Raw genomic sequence first — 21473 nt, 5'->3', positions numbered from 1 at the left:
GTGACTGTCCATCGGTACCGAGATGTACTTATTGAAGTCACAATCCTGAGCGATGCCGAAAGGGGTGGATGGCTCGTCGAGTTCTGGGATCTGAGCCCCTCTGGCAGTGGTGAGTTGCTGCATATTCAGAAGCTTCCAACGGGTGAACTTCTCCTTGACCTGTTGGGAGAGAAGCTGAATGTCGATCTGGTGGCTTGGGCGATCGGAATTGCCAGGACTGAGCTGCAAGGATATTAGTTGCCGACCCCGGATCGCCGCCCTTCGCATGACGAGCCGGCCTCGCTGGTGGTCCGGCAGATGGCCACGCGGCCCAGCGGGAGACGGGCGCGCAGCTGGAAGCGATCGTCGAGCAGTGGAGTGCGCGGGTCGCCGAGCTGAAACGCAGGCAGAGCCGTAACTCGGGAACTCGTCGTTACCGCCGTCCAGTGACACCTTTGTCCGCCTCGGCAAGAAGCCTCGGCCAAGAGCAGGCGGAAGCGGTGCGCACCGAAGCAGCCGATATCCGCGCCAAACTGGGTGAGGGTCGTTGACGGAAGACTGAGAGAGGCCACTACCGCGTGATCTTGCTCTGAGTCAGGGAGGTGTCTAGGATCTAGGCGTCTTACGACTCAGGGTGGAGGCGGCGTGGAATACCGGCTCCTCGGTTCGGTGCGCGTCCGTGACACGGACGGCCGGGAGGTTCCCCTCGTCCGCGCGAAGCACCGTCAGGTCGTCGTCACCCTGCTTGTGAGCGCCGACAGGGCCGTCACGGCGGATCAGCTCGTGGAGCATCTCTGGGACGGCACCCCGCCCCCTTCGGCGCGGGGCAACCTCAAGACCTACATCTCGGCGCTGCGCCGGCTGCTGTCACCCGCGGACCCGCGGGCCGCGCCGATCGAGACCGTGGGAGACGGATACCGCCTCGTCGTACGACCCGGCGAGCTCGACCTCCTCACGTTCAGGGACCTCGTACGGCAGGGCCGCGGCCTGCTGAAGGCGGGTGACGTACGCCAGGGGGAGGCCATCCTCCGGAGGGCCCTTCTGCTGTGGCGCGACGACCCGTTCCACAACGTGCCGCGCACCCTCCCGCTTGAGGAGATCGCGGCAGGGCTGTGGGAGGAGCGGCTGGGGGTCTTCGAAGACTGGGTCGACGCGCGGCTCGACCTCGGTCTGCATGCCGAGGCGATCGGTCCACTCAAAGAGTGCGTACGAAACCACCCGTTGCGTGAGCGCCCGTGGGGCCAGCTGATGCTGGCCCTGGCGCGTGACGGCCGGCGGGCGGACGCGCTCGCGGCCTTCCACGAGCTGAGGACCCGCCTGGTCGAGGACCTCGGCGTGGAGCCGGGGCAACCCCTGCAGCGGCTCCACCAGCGGATTCTCGCAGGGGACGCCGGCCTCTTCCTCGATACCGCCCACGCCGCACCGGACACGAGCGGCGGCGAACGGGGGACACCCCCGATGGCGCCCCCAGCGGTGCCGAGGCAGCTTCCCTCCGACACGCCGCACTTCGTGGGCCGGGAGCGGGAGCTGAGCCGCCTGCAGAGCTGGCTGAACCCGCCGGACGGGTCGCCGCCGACGCCGGTGGTGGCGATCTGCGGCCCGCCGGGTGCGGGCAAGTCCGCCCTGGCACTCCACGCGGCGCACCGGGCCGCCGCCCGCTTCCCCGACGGCCAGGTGTACGTCAACCTGCGCGGCGCGATGCCCGGGGTGCGCCGGCTGGACACGGGCGAGCTGATCGGCCGGCTCCTGCGGACGTTCGGCACGCCGGGGTCGGAGGTTCCTCCCGACGTCGACGAAGCCGCCTCGGCTCTGCGTACGATCCTCCACGGCAGGCGGGTTCTGCTCCTCCTCGACGACGCCTCCTCGATCGCGCAGGCCGGCCCCCTCCTGCCGATGACGTCCGGTTCCACCGTCCTGCTCACGTCCCGCGAGAACCTCGCGCAGGCCGCTCCCGCCTCGCACGTCGACCTCGGCCCCATGCCACGGGGCGAGGCCGTCGCCATGCTGTCCCGGCGGTTCCAGGCCGGCGGCATCGGGTTCTCGCAGCGAGCCGTCGAACGGCTGGCCGACCTCTGTGACGGGTTCCCCCTGGCACTGCACGTCGCCGGTGCCCGTTTGGCGAGCCGCTCCGGCTGGTCGGCCGACATGCTCATCGAACGCCTGGAGGACGAGAGCAGCCGGCTGGACGTGCTGCGCACCGGGGAGGTCGGCGTGCGCAGCAGCATCGCGGTCAGCTACACGGCCCTGGCCGACAGTGGGCAGGCCCTCGACCGCGAGGCGGCCTCCGCCTTCCGCATGGCCGGGCTGCTGCGCGTGCCCGACCTCAGTCTGGAGGCGGTGGCCGTGCTGCTCGAACGGCCGCCGCGGGCCGCCGAGCAGGTCATCGAGAGGCTGTTCGACGCGCGGCTGGTGGAGAGCCCGATTCCGGGCCGCTACACGATGCACGACCTGATCAGGTTGTACGCGCAGGAGCGCGCGCTGGACACCGAACCGCCGGATCGGCGGGAGGCCGCGCTCCGCCGCGTGCTCGGTTTCCTTCTCGCCACCACGAGTGCGGCCGTACGCGTGATCGACCCGCACCGCCTGCACGCGGGCGTGCCGGAGGTGCCGCAGAAGCCGAGGGCGTTGCACGACCGGGAAGAGGCGACCCGCTGGCTGGAACGGGAACGGCCCAACCTGCTGACACTCGTGGGCGAGGCCTGCGACGCCGATGCCGTGACGGCCCGCCTCGCCGTCGGCCTCGCCCTCAATCTGCAGTGGCATCTCGCCGCGCAGGGGTACCGTCACGAAATGCTCTGGCTCGGCACGAGGTCGCTGCGGACCGCGCGCCGGCTCGCGGACCGGGAGAGCGAGGCACAGGCGCTGGCGATGGTGGCGATGGCGCACCGCCTGCTCAACCACGACGCGGAAGAACTGAAGTGCCTCAACGAACTGCTGGACCTGTGCCGGGATCTCGGCGACCCCCTTGGAGAACTGCGCGCACTCGGCAACCTCGCCAGCGCCTGCCTCCTAATGGAGCGTGCGGAGGAGGCGCTGCGGTACGCCGACCGGCAGTTGATGATCAGCCGCCGGGTGGGGTCCTCGGTGGGCGAGCGCTATGCGCTGATGATGGTGGGCGACGCGCGCCTGGTCCTCGGATCCACAGAAGAGGCCGTCGCGACGCTGCGGCAGGCGCTGCAGCGCGCCCGGGAGGAGGGTGATGCGATGCATGAGGCGATGACACTGCGGCGTCTCGGCGAGGCGTACCTCGCGGCCGGGGACGCCGTCATGGCCCGCGCGCATCTGCGGGATTCGCTGGCGAGCTTCGACGCCTGCGCGCAGGGGCCGCAGGAGCGTTCGCAGGCCCTCGTCGCGCTGGCCCGGTCGTCCCGGATGCTCGGCGACCTCGACGGGGCGGCGAGGCATATCGCTGAGGCGCTGCGAATCGCCAGGGAGAGCGGCGATCGGCACGACGAACGACGTGCCCTTCGGGAGCAGTCCGAGATCCACGGCTGATCGTTCCAGGCCTGTCCGAACTTTCTCGACCGGAAGCTCGTCACTATTCCCGAAGCCCGTTCGAATGGGGAGAAACATGAACAGACTCGTGAAACACCTCCTGATCGCCGCATTGATCGGCTCTGGGCTGGTCGCGGGGAACGGCCTCGTCACTATGGCCCATCATGCCGAGCCGATCGTCGCGGTCTCCAGCCCGGTGGGCAGCTGCTGCTGATCGGTGCCGGGTCGGCGCGGCACGCAGGACTTCTGCCGGTCGACGCGATGTCGCGGTGTCCTTTCGGGGGCGCGGTCGGCACGCCGAGAGGGTCGAAACCTTCTTGTGTTTCCCAAATGTATCAATTACCTTGACTTGGTGGAATCGCGACTGATAGCGCTTGCGGTCAAAAGAGAGCGAATGTGCCCGTGACGACGGAGGCCCAGGCGCGGAATCCATGGCACGAAATACCGGCGAGCCGAATCGGTTGGTCGCTGCCGGCCATCAAGGGAGTTTCGGTATGACGTTATTCCATCACGGCGGCCTGCGGCCCAAGGGCCTGCGCCGGCTCTCCGCGGTGATCGCCGCGGGCATCATGGCGATCGCGGCGGTGTCGCTCACGCCGCGACCGGCGGCGGCGGACACGCCCTGGCTGAATGTTTCCGACGACGGCTATGTGTCGATCAGCATTCCGGCGGCCTCCGTCGAGGCCAGTGTGGGCCAGGTGTCGCAGCTGGCCGTCGAGGGGAACTTCGGCCCCTCCTTCGCGTGGGCGGAGTACGGCCTGACCCGCCGGGGCGACGTCTGGTGGGGGGCCCTCGGCCCGCTCAAGCCGGGGCTGTACTCCTACCAGGTGACGGGTGACGACACCAAGGGTCTCAAGGACCCGACGAACGCCGCCGGCGTGGCGTCCAAGCCCCTGTGGAGCACCTTCCTCGTTCCGGGCGAGTCGGTGCGCCTGCTGGCGGACGCGCCGCAGGGACAGGGCGGCAAGGTCGAGACCCTTACCTACCGGGTCAAGACGCAGGAGCGGTCGGCGTTGGTGTGGACGCCGCCGGGCTACCAGGCCAAGGGCCCCAAGGGTCCGAAGGACCCCAAGGGTTATCCGGTGTTGTTCCTTCAGTCCGGCGAGGGACGCAGCGCCACCGACTGGCTCGATCTCGGCCGGGCCGAGCAGATCCTCGACAACCTGTCGGCACGTGGCTCCATGGAGCCGATGGTGGTCGTGATCAGCGGCGGTGACGGGCCGGCCGACGACAAGGAGCTGAAGGACCTCCGCGCGGCGGTCGCGGACAGGTACCGGGTCCTGCGCGACCCCGCGCACCAGGCGATCGCCGGTGTGTCCGAGGGCGGGACGCGGGCTCTGCGTGCCGCTTTGGCCAAGCCGAACGACTTCGCCTACGCCGGCTCGTTCTCGGGTCTGCTCACGGAGATCTCCGGCGGGAAGCCCGGTCCCGCACCGGGCCCCGGTGTCAAGCTGGTGCGTCTGTACACCGGGAACGTGACCGATCCCGCGTACAACGCGACGGTCCGCCTGACGAAGGCGCTGGACCGCGCCCGTGTCAGGTACGAGTTCGACGGGGTCAACCCCGACGGCGGGGCGAACTGGAACGCCTGGCAGGAGAACCTGATCGACTTCGTGCCGCGGCTGTTCCGTACGGTGAGGGACCACGGTCCGAGCGCCGGTCACGGGCAGCTGAAGGGCGAGTTCACCCCGCCCGCGCCCGGCACCACGCCGACGCCGTTCGTGCGGGACGGCTTCGTCACCTTCGAGACCACGACGGACTTCAAGGACGCCGAGCACGTCACGGTGTGGGCGAACGACGCTCCCGGCGGGAGCTGGCTGCGCGTTCCGATGTCCCGTGACGGCGACCGGTGGCGGGTGACCATCGGTCCGCTGGACCCGTGGTTCTACTACTACCAGTGGATCGTGGACCGGGTCGCGGTCAAGGACGCGTCGAACCCGACGAAGGTGACCTCCGAGCCGAACTGGAGCAGCTTCTTCATCCCGGGCGAGAGGTCACGCCTGCTGTCGGACGTTCCCGCGGGCCGGGGCGGGAAGGTAGAGAGCCTGACGTACCACAGCGACGTCGCGAACCAGGACCGGACCGCGCTGGTGTGGACCCCGCCCGGCTATGACGCCAAGCGAGCGGAGCCCTACCCCGTCCTGTACCTCCAGCACGGCAGCGGCCAGAGCTACACGGACTGGGTCGAGATGGGACGCGCCAAGCAGATCCTCGACCACGAGTATCTGGACGGGAAGCTCGTGCCGATGGTGGTCGTGATGGGCAACGGCAACGTGCCCGACTTCACCAAGGAGCTGCTGGACAACATCGTCCCGGCGGCCCGCACCCGCTACAACGTCTCCGGCGACCCGTCGGGGCAGGCCCTGGCCGGTCTCTCGATGGGCGGTGTGCAGACGCTCGGGGTGCTCAAGGCGTACCCGGGCCGGTTCGCCTACGTCGCGGCGTTCTCGGCCTGGTTCGGCGACGGCACCGGCGTCGACGCGGCGGCGATCAACAAGGGGACCAAGATGCTGCGCCTGTACGTCGGCGACCAGACCGACTTCGTGCAGCCGTTGTTCATGGGGTCCCTGCCCACCTTGGACAGCCTCGGCATCCGCTACGAGTTCGACGGGGTCACCCCTGGACCGCACGGCTGGGACGTGTGGCAGAAGAACCTCATCGACCTGGCGCCGCGCCTGTTCAGGCGCTGATCCACCACTTTCGCGGCGCGGTCGCCTCACGCTACGGGCGACCGCGCCGGCGAGGCGTCAGCCGGGCGTCAGAGCTGGGCGCGGTGGGCACGGTTGACGTCGATGAGCAGGTCGAGGGCGTCGCGGGCCCGGGCGAGCTCGTCGATGTGCCGGTTGATCCGGTCCCGCTCCTGGAGCAGCCGCTCGAACGCCTCGTCGGAGTTCCGCTCGCTCGGGGAGTCGACGCACGGCAGCACTTCGGCGATCGTCCGGCTGGAGAGCCCGGCGGCGTACAGGCACTGGATGAGCCGTACGCGCTCGACCTCGCCGTCGGTGTAGTGGCGCTGGCCGCTGGGGCTGCGCGTGCTGGTGAGCAGGCCCTGCTCCTCGTAGTAGCGCAGGGAACGGACGCTCACCCCCGCCCGCCCCGCCAATTCGCCGATCCGCATCGCGCCTCCTGTCGGAAAAATCTCGGCTCAAACGCTTGCCTCTGACGTCAACGTCAGGTCTTAGCGTAGTCGCGTGTCCAGCCGGCGGACACGTCCTTCCACAGGAACCCCTGAAAGGCGCTCAGAGATGACGACCCTTTTCGACCGCTACCAACTCGGCGCGCTGACCCTGCCCAACCGTGTGGTGATGGCGCCGATGACCCGGGTCCGCGCGGCCGCGGGCGGCCTGGCGACGCCGTCGATGGCGGCCTACTACGCCCAGCGCGCCACCGCCGGGCTCATCGTGACCGAAGGAGTGCAGCCGAGCCTCGTCGGGCAGTCCAATCCGGGCACCCCGGGGCTGTACACCGACGAACAGGTCGCGTCGTGGCGGCCGGTCACCGACGCCGTCCACGCCAACGGCGGCCGCGTCTTCGCCCAGATCATGCACGGGGGCCGCGTCTCCCACCCCGACACCACGGGGATGCGGCCGGTGGGCCCCTCGGCCGTCGCCGCTCCCGGCGAGGTGTTCACCCCGGAGGGGCCGAAGCCCGCGCCCGTGCCGAGGGCGCTGGAGACCGCCGAGGTGCCCGAGCAGGCCCTGTCCTACGCGCGGGCCGCTCTCCGTGCCGTCGACGCCGGTTTCGACGGCGTGGAACTGCACGGCGCGAACGGCTACCTCATCTCCCAGTTCCTGTCGAGCACCGCCAACCTGCGCACCGACGCCTACGGCGGGTCGATCGCGGGCCGCATCCGCTTCGCCGTGGAGGCGGTGTCGGCGACCGTCGAGGCGGTGGGAGGCGACCGGACGGGTATCCGGCTCTCGCCCGGCGCGGGCTTCTGGGGCGCGGAGGAGACCGACGTCCCCGAGCTGTACGGCGCGCTGCTCGCCGAGCTGGCCCCCCTGGATCTGGCGTACGTCCACCTCGAGGCCACCACCGACGAGGACGTGCTCGTCGAACTGCGCAAGGCCTGGCCCGGCACGCTCATCGTCAACCCGGTCTTCCCGATGGGCCCGCGGCAGACGGACAAGGCGGCCGCCGATCACTGGCTGGGGCTCGGCGCCGACCTGATCAGCTTCGGCCGCGCGTTCATCGCCAATCCCGACCTCGTCGAGCGGCTGCGCCAGGGACTCCCCATCGAGCCACACGACCAGTCCACCTGGTATCAGGGCGGCGACGCCGGCTACCTCACCTATTCCGCGTACCGCCACGCGGCCTGACCGCGCCGCTCCGGGCAGCCGGAGAAGTGTCGGCGTCGGCCGCTAAGGTCTGGGCCGTTCGCATCTACGGGAAGGCGAGGTCGGCAGGGTGCTCGTGAACGAGTTGGACCTCACGTACTGCGAGGGATGGGATCCCGCGAGGAAGGCCGCGGTCGGCCTGCTCTCGAAGGGCGCCGCCGAACGGGACAGGCGCGGCTAGCAGTACGCCGTTGTCGTGTCCGCCGGCCGCCCGTGGATGGTGCCGGAGGTCGCCTGGGGACACGGTCACTGGGCCGTCTGGTTGCTGGACGAACAAGGCCGCCGGACCGTCAAGTACGACCATCGCGTTCTGGCTGACGACCAGATCTTCCTGCGCCACACGCGCGAGTGGCGCTACGACTCGGCCGAGCAGGCCGAGTTCGACACCGGGGCCTGGACCAGGAGCCGCACGTTCAGTCCCGATGGCCGCTGCCAGGAGATTCTCAAGCCCAAGGGGGAGAGGGGCGGGTCGAGGCACACCTGGACGAAGGCCGACCCCGGCCGGTTGTGGTTTCCGATGCCGGTGTTCGGTGAGTGGGCGTTCGCGCGCCGGTACCACTCCGGTCTCTCTCCGGCTGCCGCTGTGCGCGTCACCGGCGCTCCGGACGTGCCGGAGCGTGTGACACCCCATGGCGTCCTCCCGCGCCGCTGCGCCCCACATGGCTCGATCGGATGTTCCGCCCGGGGGAGCGCTTCGCCCTCCCCGAGATGGGCGAGATCCTCATGGACGTCAGACCGGGCCCATCCCTGGTTATGCCCACCGGCAGAGTGGTCGCGGCCGATCCGGGATGCGTCGAGGACGACACCGAGGCGTTCACCGTCGCGGTCCCCCCGGGCACGTACGAGGTCAGCCTGGCCGTCGCCGCCTTCGCGGACGATCCCGAGCACCGGCGCGTGGCCGGGGTCAAAGTGACCATCGCCGATCGGCCGCCGGTGACCTGGGAACTCGCGCTGAAGCCGGGCCAGGATCCGAGACTGCTCAGCGATGGGGAGTTCCACGGCTTCGGCGTCGACACCGGCATGGGGTGCCTGTTCGACGCCTCGGCGGTCCAGGCGCTGGCCGCCGTCGGCGATGACGACGACGAGTTCGAACGCATCTCCGATCTGGTCTGCGAGTATGCGTGGGCCGAGTTCGACGCCGTGCCGGGCGTCAACTGCGTCGCGTTCCTCAGCGGCTGGGGCGACGGCGCCTATCCAGTCTGGGTGGGCCGCGACGCGGACGGCGACGTCGTCTGCTTCGTCGCCGACATGCTCATCCTGGACGACGCAGCCATCTGATCCATCCGCCGGCATCCTGCTCGACCGGTGGAAGACCGGCGAATTCGCCCGTGTGATCGAAGCGCTCCCAGGCGCTGGATGCGTATATGGAGCACGACAAGAAGGTGGGATATTTATGACCGGCGGCTTTCTATCGGAGCTGGAGGCTCTCATCGGGCCTCCTGTCAAGGCTGCTCCACCAGTTTGACTGCACAATTATGGTCGCGGAATACGGGCGGTACTGGCACTTCCGTGGGTCACTGCTGGAATTTCTCGTGGGAATCCTCTTCCGCGAGCGGCGAGAATCTCGCGCCACGACTTGCCCTCTGCACGGAGCCGCCGGCTAGGACCTGTTCGGCCCGGTTGTGCATCTGCCTACGGCCTTCGGGATCGCGTACCGAGTCACAGGCGGAAATCCACCACCGGTGCACGAACGTATTCAGCGCACTCAGGTCCAGGCTGACCCTGACCTCGTCGAGCACCGCCTTGAGCCCCGCGTCGAACGCCTCGCGGTCCTGGGGGATGACCAACGCGGCGCGTATGGCACGCAGGTTCTTCTCCGGTAACGGCGTTTCACCCAGTACGAAGTCGTGCGGCTGCGCTGTCACGGCCTGCTCCCTTCCCGCTCACAAAGCCTACAGACAAGGGGCAACAGTTTTCCGGCTCGGCAGGGCTCTCGGGCTCGGGGCATGCGGGCGCCGGCTGCGGCTGCCGTAGGACCGGGCCGCCGCGCCGGTGTGGCGCGGTGGCCCGGGTGCTGGGGCCCTGTGGTGCGGGGCCCGGTGTTCCGCACGGCCCTGTGGTTGAAGGGCCTGGTGGGCCCGCGGTCTCGTGGTTCGCGGTGCCGTCGCGGAAGGCTCGGAGGGGCCGCACGGCGCGGGCGCGTGCCGCATCGGCGGCAGGCCTGCCGGGCGGTCCAGGCGTCAGGCCGGGCCAGGCCGGGCCGGGCGACCCCGTGCGTCAGGCCGGTACGGAGGCGACGCCGGGCTCCAGGAAGCGAGAGCCGGTGACCTCCTCGGAGATGCCCGTCCGGTCGAGGTACGGCGTGATGCCGCCGGTGTGGAACGGCCAGCCCGCGCCGAGGATCATGCACAGGTCGATGTCCTGCGGCGCCGAGACGACGCCCTCGTCGAGCATGAGCCTGATCTCCTGGGCGAGGGCCCGCAGCGCCCGCAGCCGCACATCGTCGGCCGTCGAGGGGGACGAGCCGCCCTCGAACAGCGCCCGCACCTCCGGGTCGATCTGGAAGTCCGGGCCGTACAGGCCCGGCTTGCCCGCGGCGACGAGCTTGGCGAGGTTCTCCGAGACGCCGAAGCGGTCCGGGAACGCCGCGTGCATGGTCTCGGCCACGTGCAGCGCGACGGCCGGGCCGACGAGCTGGAGCAGCGCGAACGGCGTCATCGGCAGGCCGAGCGAGTCGAGCGCGTGGTCGGCGGCCTCCAGCGGGGTGCCCTCGTCGGCGGCCGCCGTGACCTCGCCCATGAAGCGCGTCAGCAGCCGGTTGACGACGAACGCGGGCGCGTCCTTCACCAGCACGCACGACTTCTTCAGCGTCTTGCCGACCGCGAACGCCGTGGCCAGCGTCGCGTCGTCGGTGGCGGCGCCCCGGACGATCTCCAGCAGCGGCAGCACGGCGACCGGGTTGAAGAAGTGGAAGCCCACCACCCGCTCGGGGTGCCGCAGGCCGGAGGCCATGTCGGTGACCGACAGCGACGAGGTGTTGGTGGCGAGCACGCAGGTGTCGGACACGACCTCCTCGACTTCGGCGAAGACCTTCTGCTTCACGCCGAGGTCCTCGAACACCGCCTCGATCACGAAGTCGGCGTCGGCGAAGGCGTCCTTGGTCAGCGACCCGGTCACCAGGCCCTTCAGCCGGTTGGCCTGGTCGGCGGAGATCCGGCCCTTGCCCAGCAGCTTGTCGACCTCGGCGTGGACGTAGCCGACGCCCTTGTCGAGCCGGGCCTGGTCGAGGTCGGTCAGCACGACCGGGACCTCCAGACGGCGGGCGAACAGCAGCGCGAGCTGCGAGGCCATCAGCCCGGCGCCCACCACGCCGACCTTGGTGACCGGGCGGGCGAGCGACCTGTCCGGCGCGCCGGCCGGTCGCTTGGCCCGGCGCTGCACCAGGTCGAAGGCGTACAGCCCGGCCCGCAGCTCGTCGCTCATGAGCAGGTCGGCCAGCGCCTCGTCTTCGGCGGCGAAGCCCTCGTCGCGCGAGGCCGTACGGGCCAGGGCCAAAAGATCTAGCGCCCGGTACGGCGCGGGGGAGGACCCCCGCAGCTTGAGGTCCACGAGGGGCCTGGCCTGGTCGATCACCGGGGCCCAGTCCTCGGCGGTGTGGTCGGTCCGCTCGACGGTCACCTCGCCGCGCAGCACCTGGGCGGCCCACCGCAGCGACTCCTCCAGGAAGTCGGCGGGCTCGAACATCGCGTCGGCGATGCCGAGGGCGTACGCGTCGCGACCCTTGATCATGCGGTTCTGCGACAGCGGGTTCTCGATGACGAGCTTCAGCGCCTTCTCCGGCCCGATAAGGCGGGGGAGCAGCTGGGTGCCGCCCCACCCGGGCACCAGGCCGAGGAAGCACTCCGGCAGCGCGATGGCCGGAACCCCTGACGACACGGTGCGGTAGGTGCAGTGCAGCGCGATCTCCAGCCCGCCGCCCATCGCCGCGCCGTTGACGAACGCGAACGACGGCACGTCCAGCTCGCCGAGGCGGCGGAACACGTGGTGCCCGAGCTGTCCGATCGCCAGCGCCTCTTCGCGGGAGGACACCGCCGCCGCGCCCTTGAGGTCGGCCCCGACGGCGAAGATGAACGGCTTGCCGACGACGCCCACGGCCGCCAGATCCGAGCGCGCCGCGATCGCGTCGAGCGCGTCGTTCAGCGCGAGCAGGCCGTACGGGCCGAAGGTGTTCGGCTTGGTGTGGTCGTGGCCGTTGTCGAGCGTGATCAGCGCCATCGTGCCCGCGCCGTACGGAAGCTCCACGTCGCGGACGAGCGCCTTGGTGACGACCTCGTCGGCGTTCTTGCCCTCCAGGAGGGCCCTGCTGGTGTCGAGGGTGCTCATGACAGGTTCTCCCAGATGACCGTGCCGCCCATGCCCATGCCGACGCACATCGTGGTGATCCCGTAGCGGACGTCGGGCCGCTCGGCGAACTCGCGCGAGAGCTGCGTCATCAGCCGTACGCCCGACGACGCGAGCGGGTGGCCGAACGCGATCGCGCCGCCGTATGGGTTGACGCGCGGGTCGTCGTCGGCGATGCCGAAGTGCTCCAGGAAGGCCAGCACCTGTACGGCGAACGCCTCGTTGATCTCGAACAGGCCGATGTCGTCGATGGACAGCCCGGCCAGGCGCAGCGCGCGCTCGGTGGAGGGGATCGGCCCGATGCCCATCACCTCGGGGTCCACGCCGGCGAAGGCGTAGGACACCAGCCGCATGCGCGGGGTCAGGCCCAGCTCCCGCGCCACGTCCTCGGCGGCCACGATGCAGCCGGTCGCGCCGTCGTTGATGCCGGAGGCGTTGCCCGCCGTGACGCGCCCGTGGGCGCGGAACGGCGTCTTCAGGCCGCGCAGGCCCTCCAGCGTCGTGCCTGGGCGCGGCGCCTCGTCCACGGTGGCCAGGCCCCAGCCCTCGGCGGCCTTGCGGGCGGCCACCGGCACCAGGTCGCGCTGGATCCTGCCGTCGGCGTACGCCTTGGCGACCTTCTCCTGGGAGGCGACGGCGAAGGCGTCGGCGCGCTCCCTGGTGATGGACGGGTAGCGGTCGTGCAGGTTCTCCGCGGTCATGCCCATGATCAGCGCCGAGCCGTCCACGAGCTGCTCGGACAGGAACCGGGGGTTGGGATCCACCCCCTCGCCCATGGGGTGGCGGCCCATGTGCTCGACGCCGCCGGCGATGGCCACGTCGTACGCGCCGAAGGAGATGCCGCCGGCCACCGTGGTGACGGCGGTCATCGCGCCGGCGCACATGCGGTCGATGGCGTAACCGGGGACCGACTTCGGCAGGCCGGCGAGCACCGCCGCGGACCTGCCGATGGTCAGGCCCTGGTCGCCGATCTGGGTGGTGGCCGCGATGGCCACCTCGTCCACCCGCTCCGGGGGGAGGCCGGGATTGCGCCGCATCAGCTCGCGGATGACGCGGACTACCAGGTCGTCGGCACGCGTCTCGGCGTACAGGCCCTTCGGGCCCGACCTGCCGAAAGGCGTCCGAACGCCGTCGACGAAGACGACTTCACGGGACGCAGGCACGGGTTCGCTCCTACTTGTCGGTAGCTTCCGGCCACCCATGCTACTGGTCAGTAACCGGCTCTGGGATCCCCGGGTCCACGGAGGCCCGTGAGTGATCGTTAACCGCGGAGAAACAGCCATGAATCAGTACATGTCACCGGTAACGATCTCATTCGGGCTGCAACCGCACAAACCCCAAGAAGCACTCCTGAGAGTGACTTTTCTGGGGCATTGCACTCGAAAAGGAACCGATGCGCTCTCCTGCACGCGCCTGGGCCGCGGCGCTCGCCGCGGCCGTCACGGCCGCGACCCTGTCCACCCCACTCCTCGCGGGACCCGCGCACGCCGCGCCGCCGGCACCGGTCGGCTCGGCCGGCGGGGACGGCACCTGGACCGTGGAACCCGTCAGCGGCGGCCACCGGGTCACCCTCCACCTCGACGAACCCCTGCCGGTCCGCGACGCGGTCCCCGAACTCGCGGCGGACGGCCGGTCGCTCGGCCCGGCCGAGGAGTCGCCCGACGGGACGACGCTGACCGTCGTCACCTCCGACCCCGCCGTCGCCACGGCGTCGTCGGTCGACGTCGCCTGGAACGGCGAGGTCCCCGCGGCCACCGGGACGGTCAGCGGCAAGGCCGCCCCGGCGCCCGCCGAGTCGCCCGGCAAGTCGCACGGCAAGAAGACCCCGGCGCCCGTCGATCCGGCCGCGCCCGGTCCCTACGCCGTGGCCCACGACGAGTACGACCTCGGCGACACCGCCATCACCCTGGACGGGCTCGGCGGCCGCCAGGCCGAGATCCGGGCGAAGGTCTACCTGCCGGAAGGCGTCCGCGGCAAGCGCCCGCTGGTCGTCTTCCTGCACGGCCGCCACTCGGCCTGCTACAACCCCACGGCCTGGACGACGTCCAACACCCAGTGGCCCTGCCCGGCCGGGCAGCAGCCCATCGCCAGCTACCGGGGCTACGACGGCCCCGCCGACGTGCTCGCGAGCCACGGGTACGTCGTGGTGTCGGTGAGCGCCAACGGCGTCAACGCCGCCGACAACCCCTACAGCGAGGACCGGGGCGCGCTGGCCCGGGGCGAGGTCGTCATGCGGCACCTCGACCTGCTCGCCGACGCGGGCAGGGGCGTGGGCGACGCGAAGCTGGTGAGCCTGTTCAAGGGCCGGCTCGACATGTCCGACGTCGGCCTGATGGGCCACTCACGCGGAGGCGAGGGCGTCGTCAAGGCCGCGCTGATGAACGCGGGCCGGGCGAAGCCGTACGGGATCAGGGCGGTGCTCCCGCTCGCGCCGACGGACTTCGCGCGGGCGACCCTGCCCGGCACGCCGATGGCCGTCATCCTGCCGTACTGCGACGGGGACGTCTCCAACCAGCAGGGCCAGCACTTCTACGACGACTCCCGGTACGCCGTGGACGGCGACCCGGCCTTCCGCTCCTCGCTGATGGTCATGGGCGCCGACCACAACTTCTTCAACACGGAGTGGACCCCGGGCGTGGCGCACGCGCCCGCGTCCGACGACTGGTCGAACCGCAACGACCCGGTCTGCGGCGGCGCCGCGCCGTCGCGGCTGACCGCCGCCGAGCAGTACGCCGTCGGCACGGCGTACATCGCCGGGTTCTTCCGCCTGGTCCAGGGCGGCGAGCAGGGACTGCTGCCGCTGTTCGACGGCAGCGGCGGCACCACCGCCTCCGCCGGGCGGGCCGTCGTGCACACCGTCGCCCAGGCGCCCGCGGGCAAGCGACTCGACGTGGCCTCCTTCACGTCGCCCGCGCCGTCCACGAGGGTCTCCGGTCCGGCCACGGCGGTCGTCTGCGCCGGGATGCTCGACCGCTCGCCGCAGAGCGGCCTGCCGTCCTGCGCCTCCACGCTGACCACCTCGCAGGCGCCGTCCTGGACGCCCGCGACGTACGCGAACAACGTCGCCTCGACCCCGGTGCTGCGGTTCTCCTGGAGCGACCCCACGGGCACGGTGACGGTGCCGCTGGACACGCCGGACCAGAACGTCTCCCGCTATGACGCGCTGACCTTCCGTGCGGCGAGGGACGAGACGGCCACCGGCGACGTGGACCTCGCGGTCGAGATCGTCGACAAGCGGGGCGCGTCCCGGAAGGTCACGGTGTCCGAGGTCGGCGACGCGCTCACGGCGTTTCCCGGCACGGCCTCGCCGCTGCCCAAGACCTGGCTGCGCACGGTCCGCGTCCCGCTGAGCTCGCTCACCGGCGTCAAGCCGCAGCAGATCAGCGAGATCCGGATCTCGGGCGCGAGCCGGAAGGGCGCGGTCTACCTCGCGGATCTCGCGTTCACGACGATGGCCGCGGGTGAGGCCCGCACCGACAGGGTGCCGCAGGTGTCGGTGGAGGGCGCCACGGTGGATGAGGGCGACGGGCCGGGCACGGCCACGATGACCGTGCGGCTGTCGCGGAAGAGCGCCGCGCCGGTGACGGTGCAGATCCAGACGATCGCGACCGGCGCCGCCCCGGCGATCGCCTCGGCGGCGCAGGAGGTCGTCATCCCGGCCGGGTCCCTGGAGGCCTCCTTCCGGGTGCCGGTGAACGGCGACACCGCGGTGGCGCCCGCGCCGCAGTCCTATCAGGTGGTCGCCTCGGCGCCGGTCAACGCGACGATCGGCGGCGGCTTCACCCGGCTGGTCGTCGTCGACGACGACGCGAGCTGACCACGAGCGGCCCTCCGGCCGCGCGGCCGAAACGCCCCCGCCGGGCGAGGAAGCTCCTGGACGTACGCCTGCCGCTGCCGGTCGCGTACCTCCGGGAGCTTCCACATGCTCCGATCCGTCCCTTCACCGGCAGGCCGCGGCAGGGCTCAGCCGGCGTCGGTCACGGGCGTGCAGGGCTTCACGGGTGAGCCGGCCCTGGCCAGCCAGGCGCCGAGCCTCCAGGGCCACGTCGACCACCTGGGCCGCCTGGAACGAGCGCCACCGTTCCACGCCCTTCCGCAGCCGCGCCTCCGTGTGGCCCCGTGACCCGTACGAGGGGTCCGCGCCCTCGAACCGGGAGTCCGCGCACCGCGTGTGCGGCGCCAGGAACGACACGTCGGCCGTGACGCCGGCCGCCAGCAGATCGGCCCGCAGTCCCTCGGGGTCGCGCATCTCGTTGAGAGCCACCGTGATCGTGCCGTCGGGGTTCTCGGTCACCGCGTACGCCGGGGTCCCGCCGCCTGGTCACATAGCGGTGGAGGAGCGGTGCGTGCCGGTCGAACAGGACGGCGAAGACCTCCGGCTCGTGCAGCGATCTCTCGATGAGGTCGCATCATCGGCCGCGACGACTTCGCGGGTGGTAGTCATGCATCTCGGCCCTTCCTGGCGTATGCGGTCATCTGTACTTACCGAGCCAGGCCGAAATGCTTCATTTTCTTCAATCGCCGGTCGTACGCGCCGGTCAGGTCTCCGGGGAGGGGAATTCGAGCCGGTTGCCGACGTTGTCGTGGGCGTAGAAGCGGCGGTGGCCGGGGAAGTGCGAATCCCAGGCGACCTCGACACCGGCGGCCTCCAGGCGCGCGGCGAGGTCGTCGAGGCCGCTCACCAGGATGCCCGGGTGCGCCTTTGTCACACCTCGCCCTTGATCTCCAGACGTTCGAGTGCCTTGGTCAGCGGATGGAGGGTCAGGCCGATCTGCCACTTCCGCGCGCCCAGCTCGCGCAGCCGGTCTCCCACGGTCTCCTCGCTGATCGGCACGGGCGGCTCCCAGGTCAGCCTGCGTACGGCGTCGGGCTGGAGCAGGTTCTCCGTCGGCATGCGGTGCTCGTCGGCGAGCGCGGCCACGACGGCCCGCGCCGCCACGAGCCGCTTGGCCGCGGCCGGGTCCCGGTCGGCCCACCGGTTGGCCGGAGGAGGGCCGTCCCCAGGCCCCACGGGCTGCGGCAACCCCGCCTCCGGCATCGTACGGGCCCGGTTCACCGCCGCCAGCCAGTCGTTGAGGTGACGGCGGGCGCTGCGGCCGACGAACGGCGTGATCTCGGTGAGGGCCTTGGTCGTGCGCGGCTGGTCGAGGGCGGCCTGCACGATCGCCGAGTCGGGCAGTACGCGGCCCGGCGCGAGGTCGGCCTCGCGCGCGATCTGGTCGCGCAGCGTCCACAACTCCCGCACCACGGCGAGCCCCCGCAGCGTGCGCACCCGGTGAATGCCCGATGTGCGCCGCCACGGGTCGGTACGCGGGGGCTGGGCGGGAGCGGCCAGGATCGACGCGAACTCCTCCATCGCCCACTCCAGCTTGCCGCTGTCGGTCAGCTCGTCGTGGAGGACGTCGCGCAGCTCGACCAGCACCTCCACGTCGAGCGCCGCGTAGCGCAGCCAGTCTTCCGGCAGCGGGCGGGCCGACCAGTCGGCGGCGGAGTGCCCCTTCTCCAGCCGCAGGCCGAGGACGAGCTCGACCATCGTCCCCAGGCCCACCCGCTCGTAGCCGAGCAGCCGCCCGGCCAGTTCGGTGTCGAACAGGCGGCGCGGACGGAAGCCCAGCTCGGCCAGGCACGGCAGGTCCTGGTTCGCGGCGTGCAGGACGATCTCGGCGTCGCGTACGGCCTCGTCCAGCGCGGACAGATCGGGGCAGGCGACCGGGTCGATCAGCGCGGTTCCCGCGCCGGTCCGGCGGAGCTGCACCAGGTAGGCGCGTCCGCTGTAGCGGTATCCGGAGGCGCGCTCGGCATCGACGGCCACCGGCCCCGTCCCGCGGGCGAAGGCGTCCACGGCTGCCGCGAGCGCGGCGGAGTCCTCGATGACGGGCGGGATTCCCTCGCGCGGCTCCAACAGTGGCTGGACTACGGGTTCTGTCACGGGCTACGGAACTTTCGGATCATCTCGGCGGGCGGGGCGCGGACGCAGCGCGGCCACGTCGGGCGGCAGCGGGGGGATGCCCGCGGCCAGGCACATGAGGTCGCACCAGGCGGCCGCGTGCGGCGACAGGTCCTCGTCGAGCGGCGACCACGAGGCGCGCAGCTCGATCTCGGTGGTGACGGGGTCGTCCGCCTTGCTGCCGAACCCCTCGGAGACGGCGCGGGTGACCGTGCCGCCCACCGCGGCGTATCGCGCGCCGTGGGCGTCGAGCGCTTCGGTCAGCCAGCTCCAGGCCACCGGCCCCAGCAGCGGGTCGGTGGTCATCTCCGGCTCCATGTCCGCCCGTACGTAGGCGACGAGGCGGAACGGCCCCTCCCAGCCGCGCTGGCCTTCGGGGTCGAACAGCATGATCAGGCGGCCGACGGCGAGTTCGTCGTCGTCACGGTACACGGACGCCCCGACGGCTCCGGAGTACGGCGCGAGCCGCTGGGGCGCGGGGATGTCCTCCAGCTCGATCTCCGGCCGTACCTCGGCGGGGCGCAACGTCTCCAGCGCGCGCCGGAAGGCGGCGGGAGGCGCCGGCGGTTCACCGAGGGTCATGACGGAAGAGTAGGTCGGATTCGGGAGAGCGCGAAGCAGGGGGGTGGCTGTGGGGGGCATCGGGAGTCGTCACACCGTCGCCGCCAGTCGAGCCGCCACCCCGCCGGCCGGACGCGCCGTGGCACGTCCGCGCCCGCGGCCCCGCCGCTCCGTCACGTCCGAAAGGGCGGTTCCCCGCGCCGCGCGGCTGGGACGGGCGGGGCGCGCGGCGTCGCTGCCGGCACAGTGCTCAGTGCGGCGTTCGGGGGAACTCCACATCGAAGTCATCGCTCCGGGGCCTCTCGTCGGATCCACGGTCGTGGCGGTCGCTCGGGACTGATCCGACGTTGGCACGTCCCGGCGACATTTCCCCGCATCGCACTCGGCGTGTCTCGAAAGTGGTATTGGAATCGATGCCGGATGGCCGATTGGCGAACACATTGCCGAGCTGTGAGATGACTCACAGGAGGGGATGGGGATCACCTTACGCGATCAACGGCCGTCGCGCGTCGTTCTGGAGTCCCAGGTCGTGGGTCCGGGCGCCGGGCGAGGCAGGGACATGGCAGGCTGGTCCCGTGAAACCCCAGCTCGCCGATTCCGTTTTCATCCGCGCCTGCCGGCGCGAGCCCGTTCCGTACACGCCGGTGTGGTACATGCGCCAGGCCGGGCGCTCGTTGCCGGAGTACCGCCGCGTGCGCGCGGGCGTCGAGATGCTCACCGCCTGCGCCACGCCCGATCTCGTGGTCGAGATCACCATGCAGCCGGTCCGCAGATACGGCACGGACGCGGCGATCTTCTTCAGCGACATCGTGGTCCCGCTCAAGGCCATCGGCGTCGACCTCGACATCAAGCCGGGGGTCGGCCCGGTCGTCGGCGCCCCCATCCGCGACAAGGCGGGCATGGAGATCCTGCGGCCCCTGGAGCCGGACGACGTCCCGTACGTCACCGAGGCCGTCGGCGCGCTCACCGAGGAGCTGGGCGGGATCCCGCTGATCGGCTTCGCCGGAGGGCCGTTCACGCTCGCGTCGTACCTGATCGAGGGCGGCCCCTCCAAGAACCACGACCGCACCAAGGCCATGATGTACGGCGAGCCGGAGCTGTGGCACGAGCTGATGGAGCGGCTGGGCGCGATCACGCTCGCCTTCCTGCGCGTGCAGGTGGCTGCGGGGGCCTCGGCCGTCCAGCTGTTCGACTCGTGGGTGGGCGCGGTCGCGCCGCAGGACTACCGCACCTACGTGCTGCCGCACACCAGCCGGATCTTCGCGGGCCTGGCGGATCTCGGCGTGCCGCGCATCCACTTCGGGGTCGGCACCGGCGAGCTGCTCGGCCTCATGGGCGAGGCCGGCGCCGACGTGGTGGGCGTCGACTGGCGGGTGCCGCTCGACGAGGCCGCGCTGCGCGTGGGCGCCGGCAAGGCCCTGCAGGGCAACCTCGACCCTGCCATCCTGCTCGCGCCCTGGGAGGTCGTCGAGAGGCGGGCCAGGGAGGTGCTCGAACGCGGCAGGGTGGCCGAGGGGCACGTGTTCAACCTCGGTCACGGCGTGCTTCCCTCGACCGACCCCGACCAGCTCGCCAGGCTCACCGACTTCGTTCACGAGTCGTCCGCCCGCTGACGCGCCCTACCCCCGGGTGTGCTCCGACGCCCGGTCCTCGTCCTGCTCCTCGTCCTGCTCCTCGTCCTGGTTCTCGGGCCGGTCCTCACGGGGGGCCGGATCCGGCGAGGTGAAGCGCGGCTGCGCGGGGGAGGCGGGCCCATATCCGGGAGGCCCATATCCGGGAGGCACGGGACCGGGGGGCACGGGACCGGCCGGCGGGGCGGCACGGCGGCGTCTACGGCGCAGGACGGCCCGGACGGCCAGCCACACGACCCCGGCCACGACGATCCAGGGCAGCAGCGCGCCCAGCACGGTCAGCGCCACCACGGTCGACGCGGTGAGGGTCTTCCACCCGGTTCGCAGCCCGCTGAGGAAGCCGGACTCGTCGTCGTCCTCGCTGGGCCGGGTGGAGGACGTCGGCGGGGACGCCAGGGTGAGCGTCACGGTGGCCATGCCGGTCTGCGCCGCCAGGGCCTTCTGCCTGGCCTGCAGCGACTCCAGGTCGGCCTCCCGGTTGGAGATCTCCCGTTCGATCTCCAGGATCTCGCCGATCTTGTTCGCCTTCGACAGCAGCGTGCGGAACTGCCCGAGCGCGGCCTCCGCCGACTTCACGCGGCTGGCGACGTCGGCGACCTCCTCGGTGACGTCCTGCGCGTTCTGCCGCATCGACTTGCGTTTCCCGAGATCGCGCCCGAGCTGGGCCAGCACGTCGGCGTAGCGCGCCGGGGGCACCTTGAACGCGATGGTCGACCGGTCGCCGCCCGAGACGGACGAGCTGCGCTCCTCGGCGACGTAGCCGCCCGCGCCCGTCACGATCGCCTTCGCACGGTCGGCCGCCGCCGGGACGTCCGCGGCCTCGACGGTGAGCTCGGCCTGGTAGACGATCGCGCGGTCGGCCGGTTCGATCCTGGCCTTGTCCTGCGCGCCGCTTCCGCCGCCCGCGGCGGAAGCCTGCTCCCTGATCTCATTCTCGGCCACCGCCGTGGGGGCGTCCGCGGCCGGCGCCGCGGGGGCGTAGGACGTCCCGCCGGCCGAACCGTCCGCGCCGCAGCCCGTCAACAGAAAAGCGACGGCCGCCAGGGCCGCCGCTCCGTACCGGATTCGCCTCATGTCCTTTACATCGGTTCACCGGTAGGGGCAGTTCGACGCCGGCGATCACGATGGCATCACGATGCCGCCATGGTCGCCGGCGCCTCTGTTTCGGGGGGTGCGAGGGTT

Annotated in this window: 17 protein-coding genes; 8 read left to right on the top strand and 9 right to left on the bottom strand. The window is 71.3% G+C overall.

Going from position 1 to position 21473, the window contains the following annotated elements:
- The 4 genes from ACQPZZ_RS27840 (at position 1) to ACQPZZ_RS27825 (ending at position 6164) form a co-directional block, all read left to right on the top strand.
- A complete protein-coding gene (locus ACQPZZ_RS27840) occupies positions 1–237 on the top strand; it encodes a hypothetical protein (RefSeq protein WP_432923869.1) in 237 nt (78 codons plus the stop codon).
- Positions 238–624: 387 nt separating this feature from the next.
- Positions 625–3474: a BTAD domain-containing putative transcriptional regulator gene (locus ACQPZZ_RS27835; protein ID WP_432923867.1), complete on the top strand. Its 2850-nt coding sequence runs from the start codon at positions 625–627 to the stop codon at positions 3472–3474.
- A 76-nt stretch (positions 3475–3550) separates the two neighbouring features.
- On the top strand, positions 3551–3688 hold the full coding sequence (locus ACQPZZ_RS27830) for a hypothetical protein (protein ID WP_432923865.1): 138 nt from the start codon (positions 3551–3553) through the stop codon (positions 3686–3688).
- A 280-nt stretch (positions 3689–3968) separates the two neighbouring features.
- Positions 3969–6164 carry an alpha/beta hydrolase gene (locus ACQPZZ_RS27825; protein ID WP_432923863.1) on the top strand — a complete coding sequence of 732 codons (2196 nt, stop codon included), beginning with the start codon at positions 3969–3971 and terminating at the stop codon, positions 6162–6164.
- Positions 6165–6232: 68 nt separating this feature from the next.
- Here the strand turns inward: ACQPZZ_RS27825 and ACQPZZ_RS27820 are convergent, their stop codons facing one another.
- Positions 6233–6592, bottom strand: a complete 360-nt coding sequence (locus ACQPZZ_RS27820) for a MerR family transcriptional regulator (protein ID WP_432923861.1) — start codon at positions 6590–6592, stop codon at positions 6233–6235.
- A 127-nt stretch (positions 6593–6719) separates the two neighbouring features.
- On the opposite strand from ACQPZZ_RS27820, the gene ACQPZZ_RS27815 reads away from it, so the two are divergent.
- Both ACQPZZ_RS27815 and ACQPZZ_RS27810 read left to right on the top strand, forming a co-directional pair.
- Positions 6720–7793, top strand: a complete 1074-nt coding sequence (locus ACQPZZ_RS27815) for an alkene reductase (protein ID WP_432923860.1) — start codon at positions 6720–6722, stop codon at positions 7791–7793.
- 690 nt (positions 7794–8483) lie between these two features.
- Entirely contained in the window at positions 8484–9089 is a 606-nt protein-coding gene (locus ACQPZZ_RS27810) for a DUF4241 domain-containing protein (protein WP_432923858.1), read from the top strand.
- A gap of 236 nt (positions 9090–9325) precedes the next feature.
- Here ACQPZZ_RS27810 and ACQPZZ_RS27805 read toward each other — a convergent pair whose 3' ends face one another.
- From ACQPZZ_RS27805 to ACQPZZ_RS27795, 3 genes are all read right to left on the bottom strand, one after another.
- Entirely contained in the window at positions 9326–9676 is a 351-nt protein-coding gene (locus ACQPZZ_RS27805; RefSeq protein ID WP_432923856.1) for a DUF6247 family protein, read from the bottom strand.
- Between the two features lie 352 nt (positions 9677–10028).
- Positions 10029–12134 carry a 3-hydroxyacyl-CoA dehydrogenase NAD-binding domain-containing protein gene (locus ACQPZZ_RS27800; RefSeq protein WP_432923854.1) on the bottom strand — a complete coding sequence of 702 codons (2106 nt, stop codon included), beginning with the start codon at positions 12132–12134 and terminating at the stop codon, positions 10029–10031.
- Complete coding sequence (locus tag ACQPZZ_RS27795; protein WP_432923852.1) at positions 12131–13354, bottom strand: thiolase family protein; 1224 nt, start codon at positions 13352–13354, stop codon at positions 12131–12133. Before ACQPZZ_RS27795 ends, ACQPZZ_RS27800 begins: the two co-directional genes overlap by 4 nt.
- A 191-nt stretch (positions 13355–13545) precedes the next feature.
- Here ACQPZZ_RS27795 and ACQPZZ_RS27790 point away from each other — a divergent pair, with 191 nt between their 5' ends.
- Complete coding sequence (locus ACQPZZ_RS27790; RefSeq protein WP_432923850.1) at positions 13546–15969, top strand: hypothetical protein; 2424 nt, start codon at positions 13546–13548, stop codon at positions 15967–15969.
- Positions 15970–16092: 123 nt separating this feature from the next.
- Here the strand turns inward: ACQPZZ_RS27790 and ACQPZZ_RS27785 are convergent, their stop codons facing one another.
- The 4 genes from ACQPZZ_RS27785 to ACQPZZ_RS27770 form a co-directional block, all read right to left on the bottom strand.
- Entirely contained in the window at positions 16093–16446 is a 354-nt protein-coding gene (locus ACQPZZ_RS27785) for a hypothetical protein (RefSeq protein ID WP_432923848.1), read from the bottom strand.
- 244 nt (positions 16447–16690) lie between these two features.
- Entirely contained in the window at positions 16691–16861 is a 171-nt protein-coding gene (locus ACQPZZ_RS27780) for a hypothetical protein (protein WP_432923846.1), read from the bottom strand.
- Positions 16858–18081: an HRDC domain-containing protein gene (locus tag ACQPZZ_RS27775; RefSeq protein WP_432923844.1), complete on the bottom strand. Its 1224-nt coding sequence runs from the start codon at positions 18079–18081 to the stop codon at positions 16858–16860. The genes ACQPZZ_RS27780 and ACQPZZ_RS27775 overlap by 4 nt, the downstream gene beginning before the upstream one ends.
- Before the next feature lie 3 nt (positions 18082–18084).
- Positions 18085–18681 (bottom strand): DUF3000 domain-containing protein, encoded by a 597-nt coding sequence (locus ACQPZZ_RS27770; protein WP_432923842.1) that lies wholly within the window; start codon positions 18679–18681, stop codon positions 18085–18087.
- A gap of 554 nt (positions 18682–19235) precedes the next feature.
- On the opposite strand from ACQPZZ_RS27770, the gene hemE reads away from it, so the two are divergent.
- Positions 19236–20273 (top strand): uroporphyrinogen decarboxylase, encoded by a 1038-nt coding sequence (gene hemE / locus ACQPZZ_RS27765; protein ID WP_432923840.1) that lies wholly within the window; start codon positions 19236–19238, stop codon positions 20271–20273.
- A 6-nt stretch (positions 20274–20279) separates the two neighbouring features.
- Here hemE and ACQPZZ_RS27760 read toward each other — a convergent pair whose 3' ends face one another.
- Entirely contained in the window at positions 20280–21365 is a 1086-nt protein-coding gene (locus tag ACQPZZ_RS27760; RefSeq protein ID WP_432923838.1) for a DUF4349 domain-containing protein, read from the bottom strand.
- Positions 21366–21473: the final 108 nt, after the last annotated feature.

This window comes from Microbispora sp. CA-135349, from assembly GCF_050947365.1.
GTDB lineage: Bacteria > Actinomycetota > Actinomycetes > Streptosporangiales > Streptosporangiaceae > Microbispora.
This window is presented reverse-complemented; position numbering and strand designations above follow the sequence as displayed.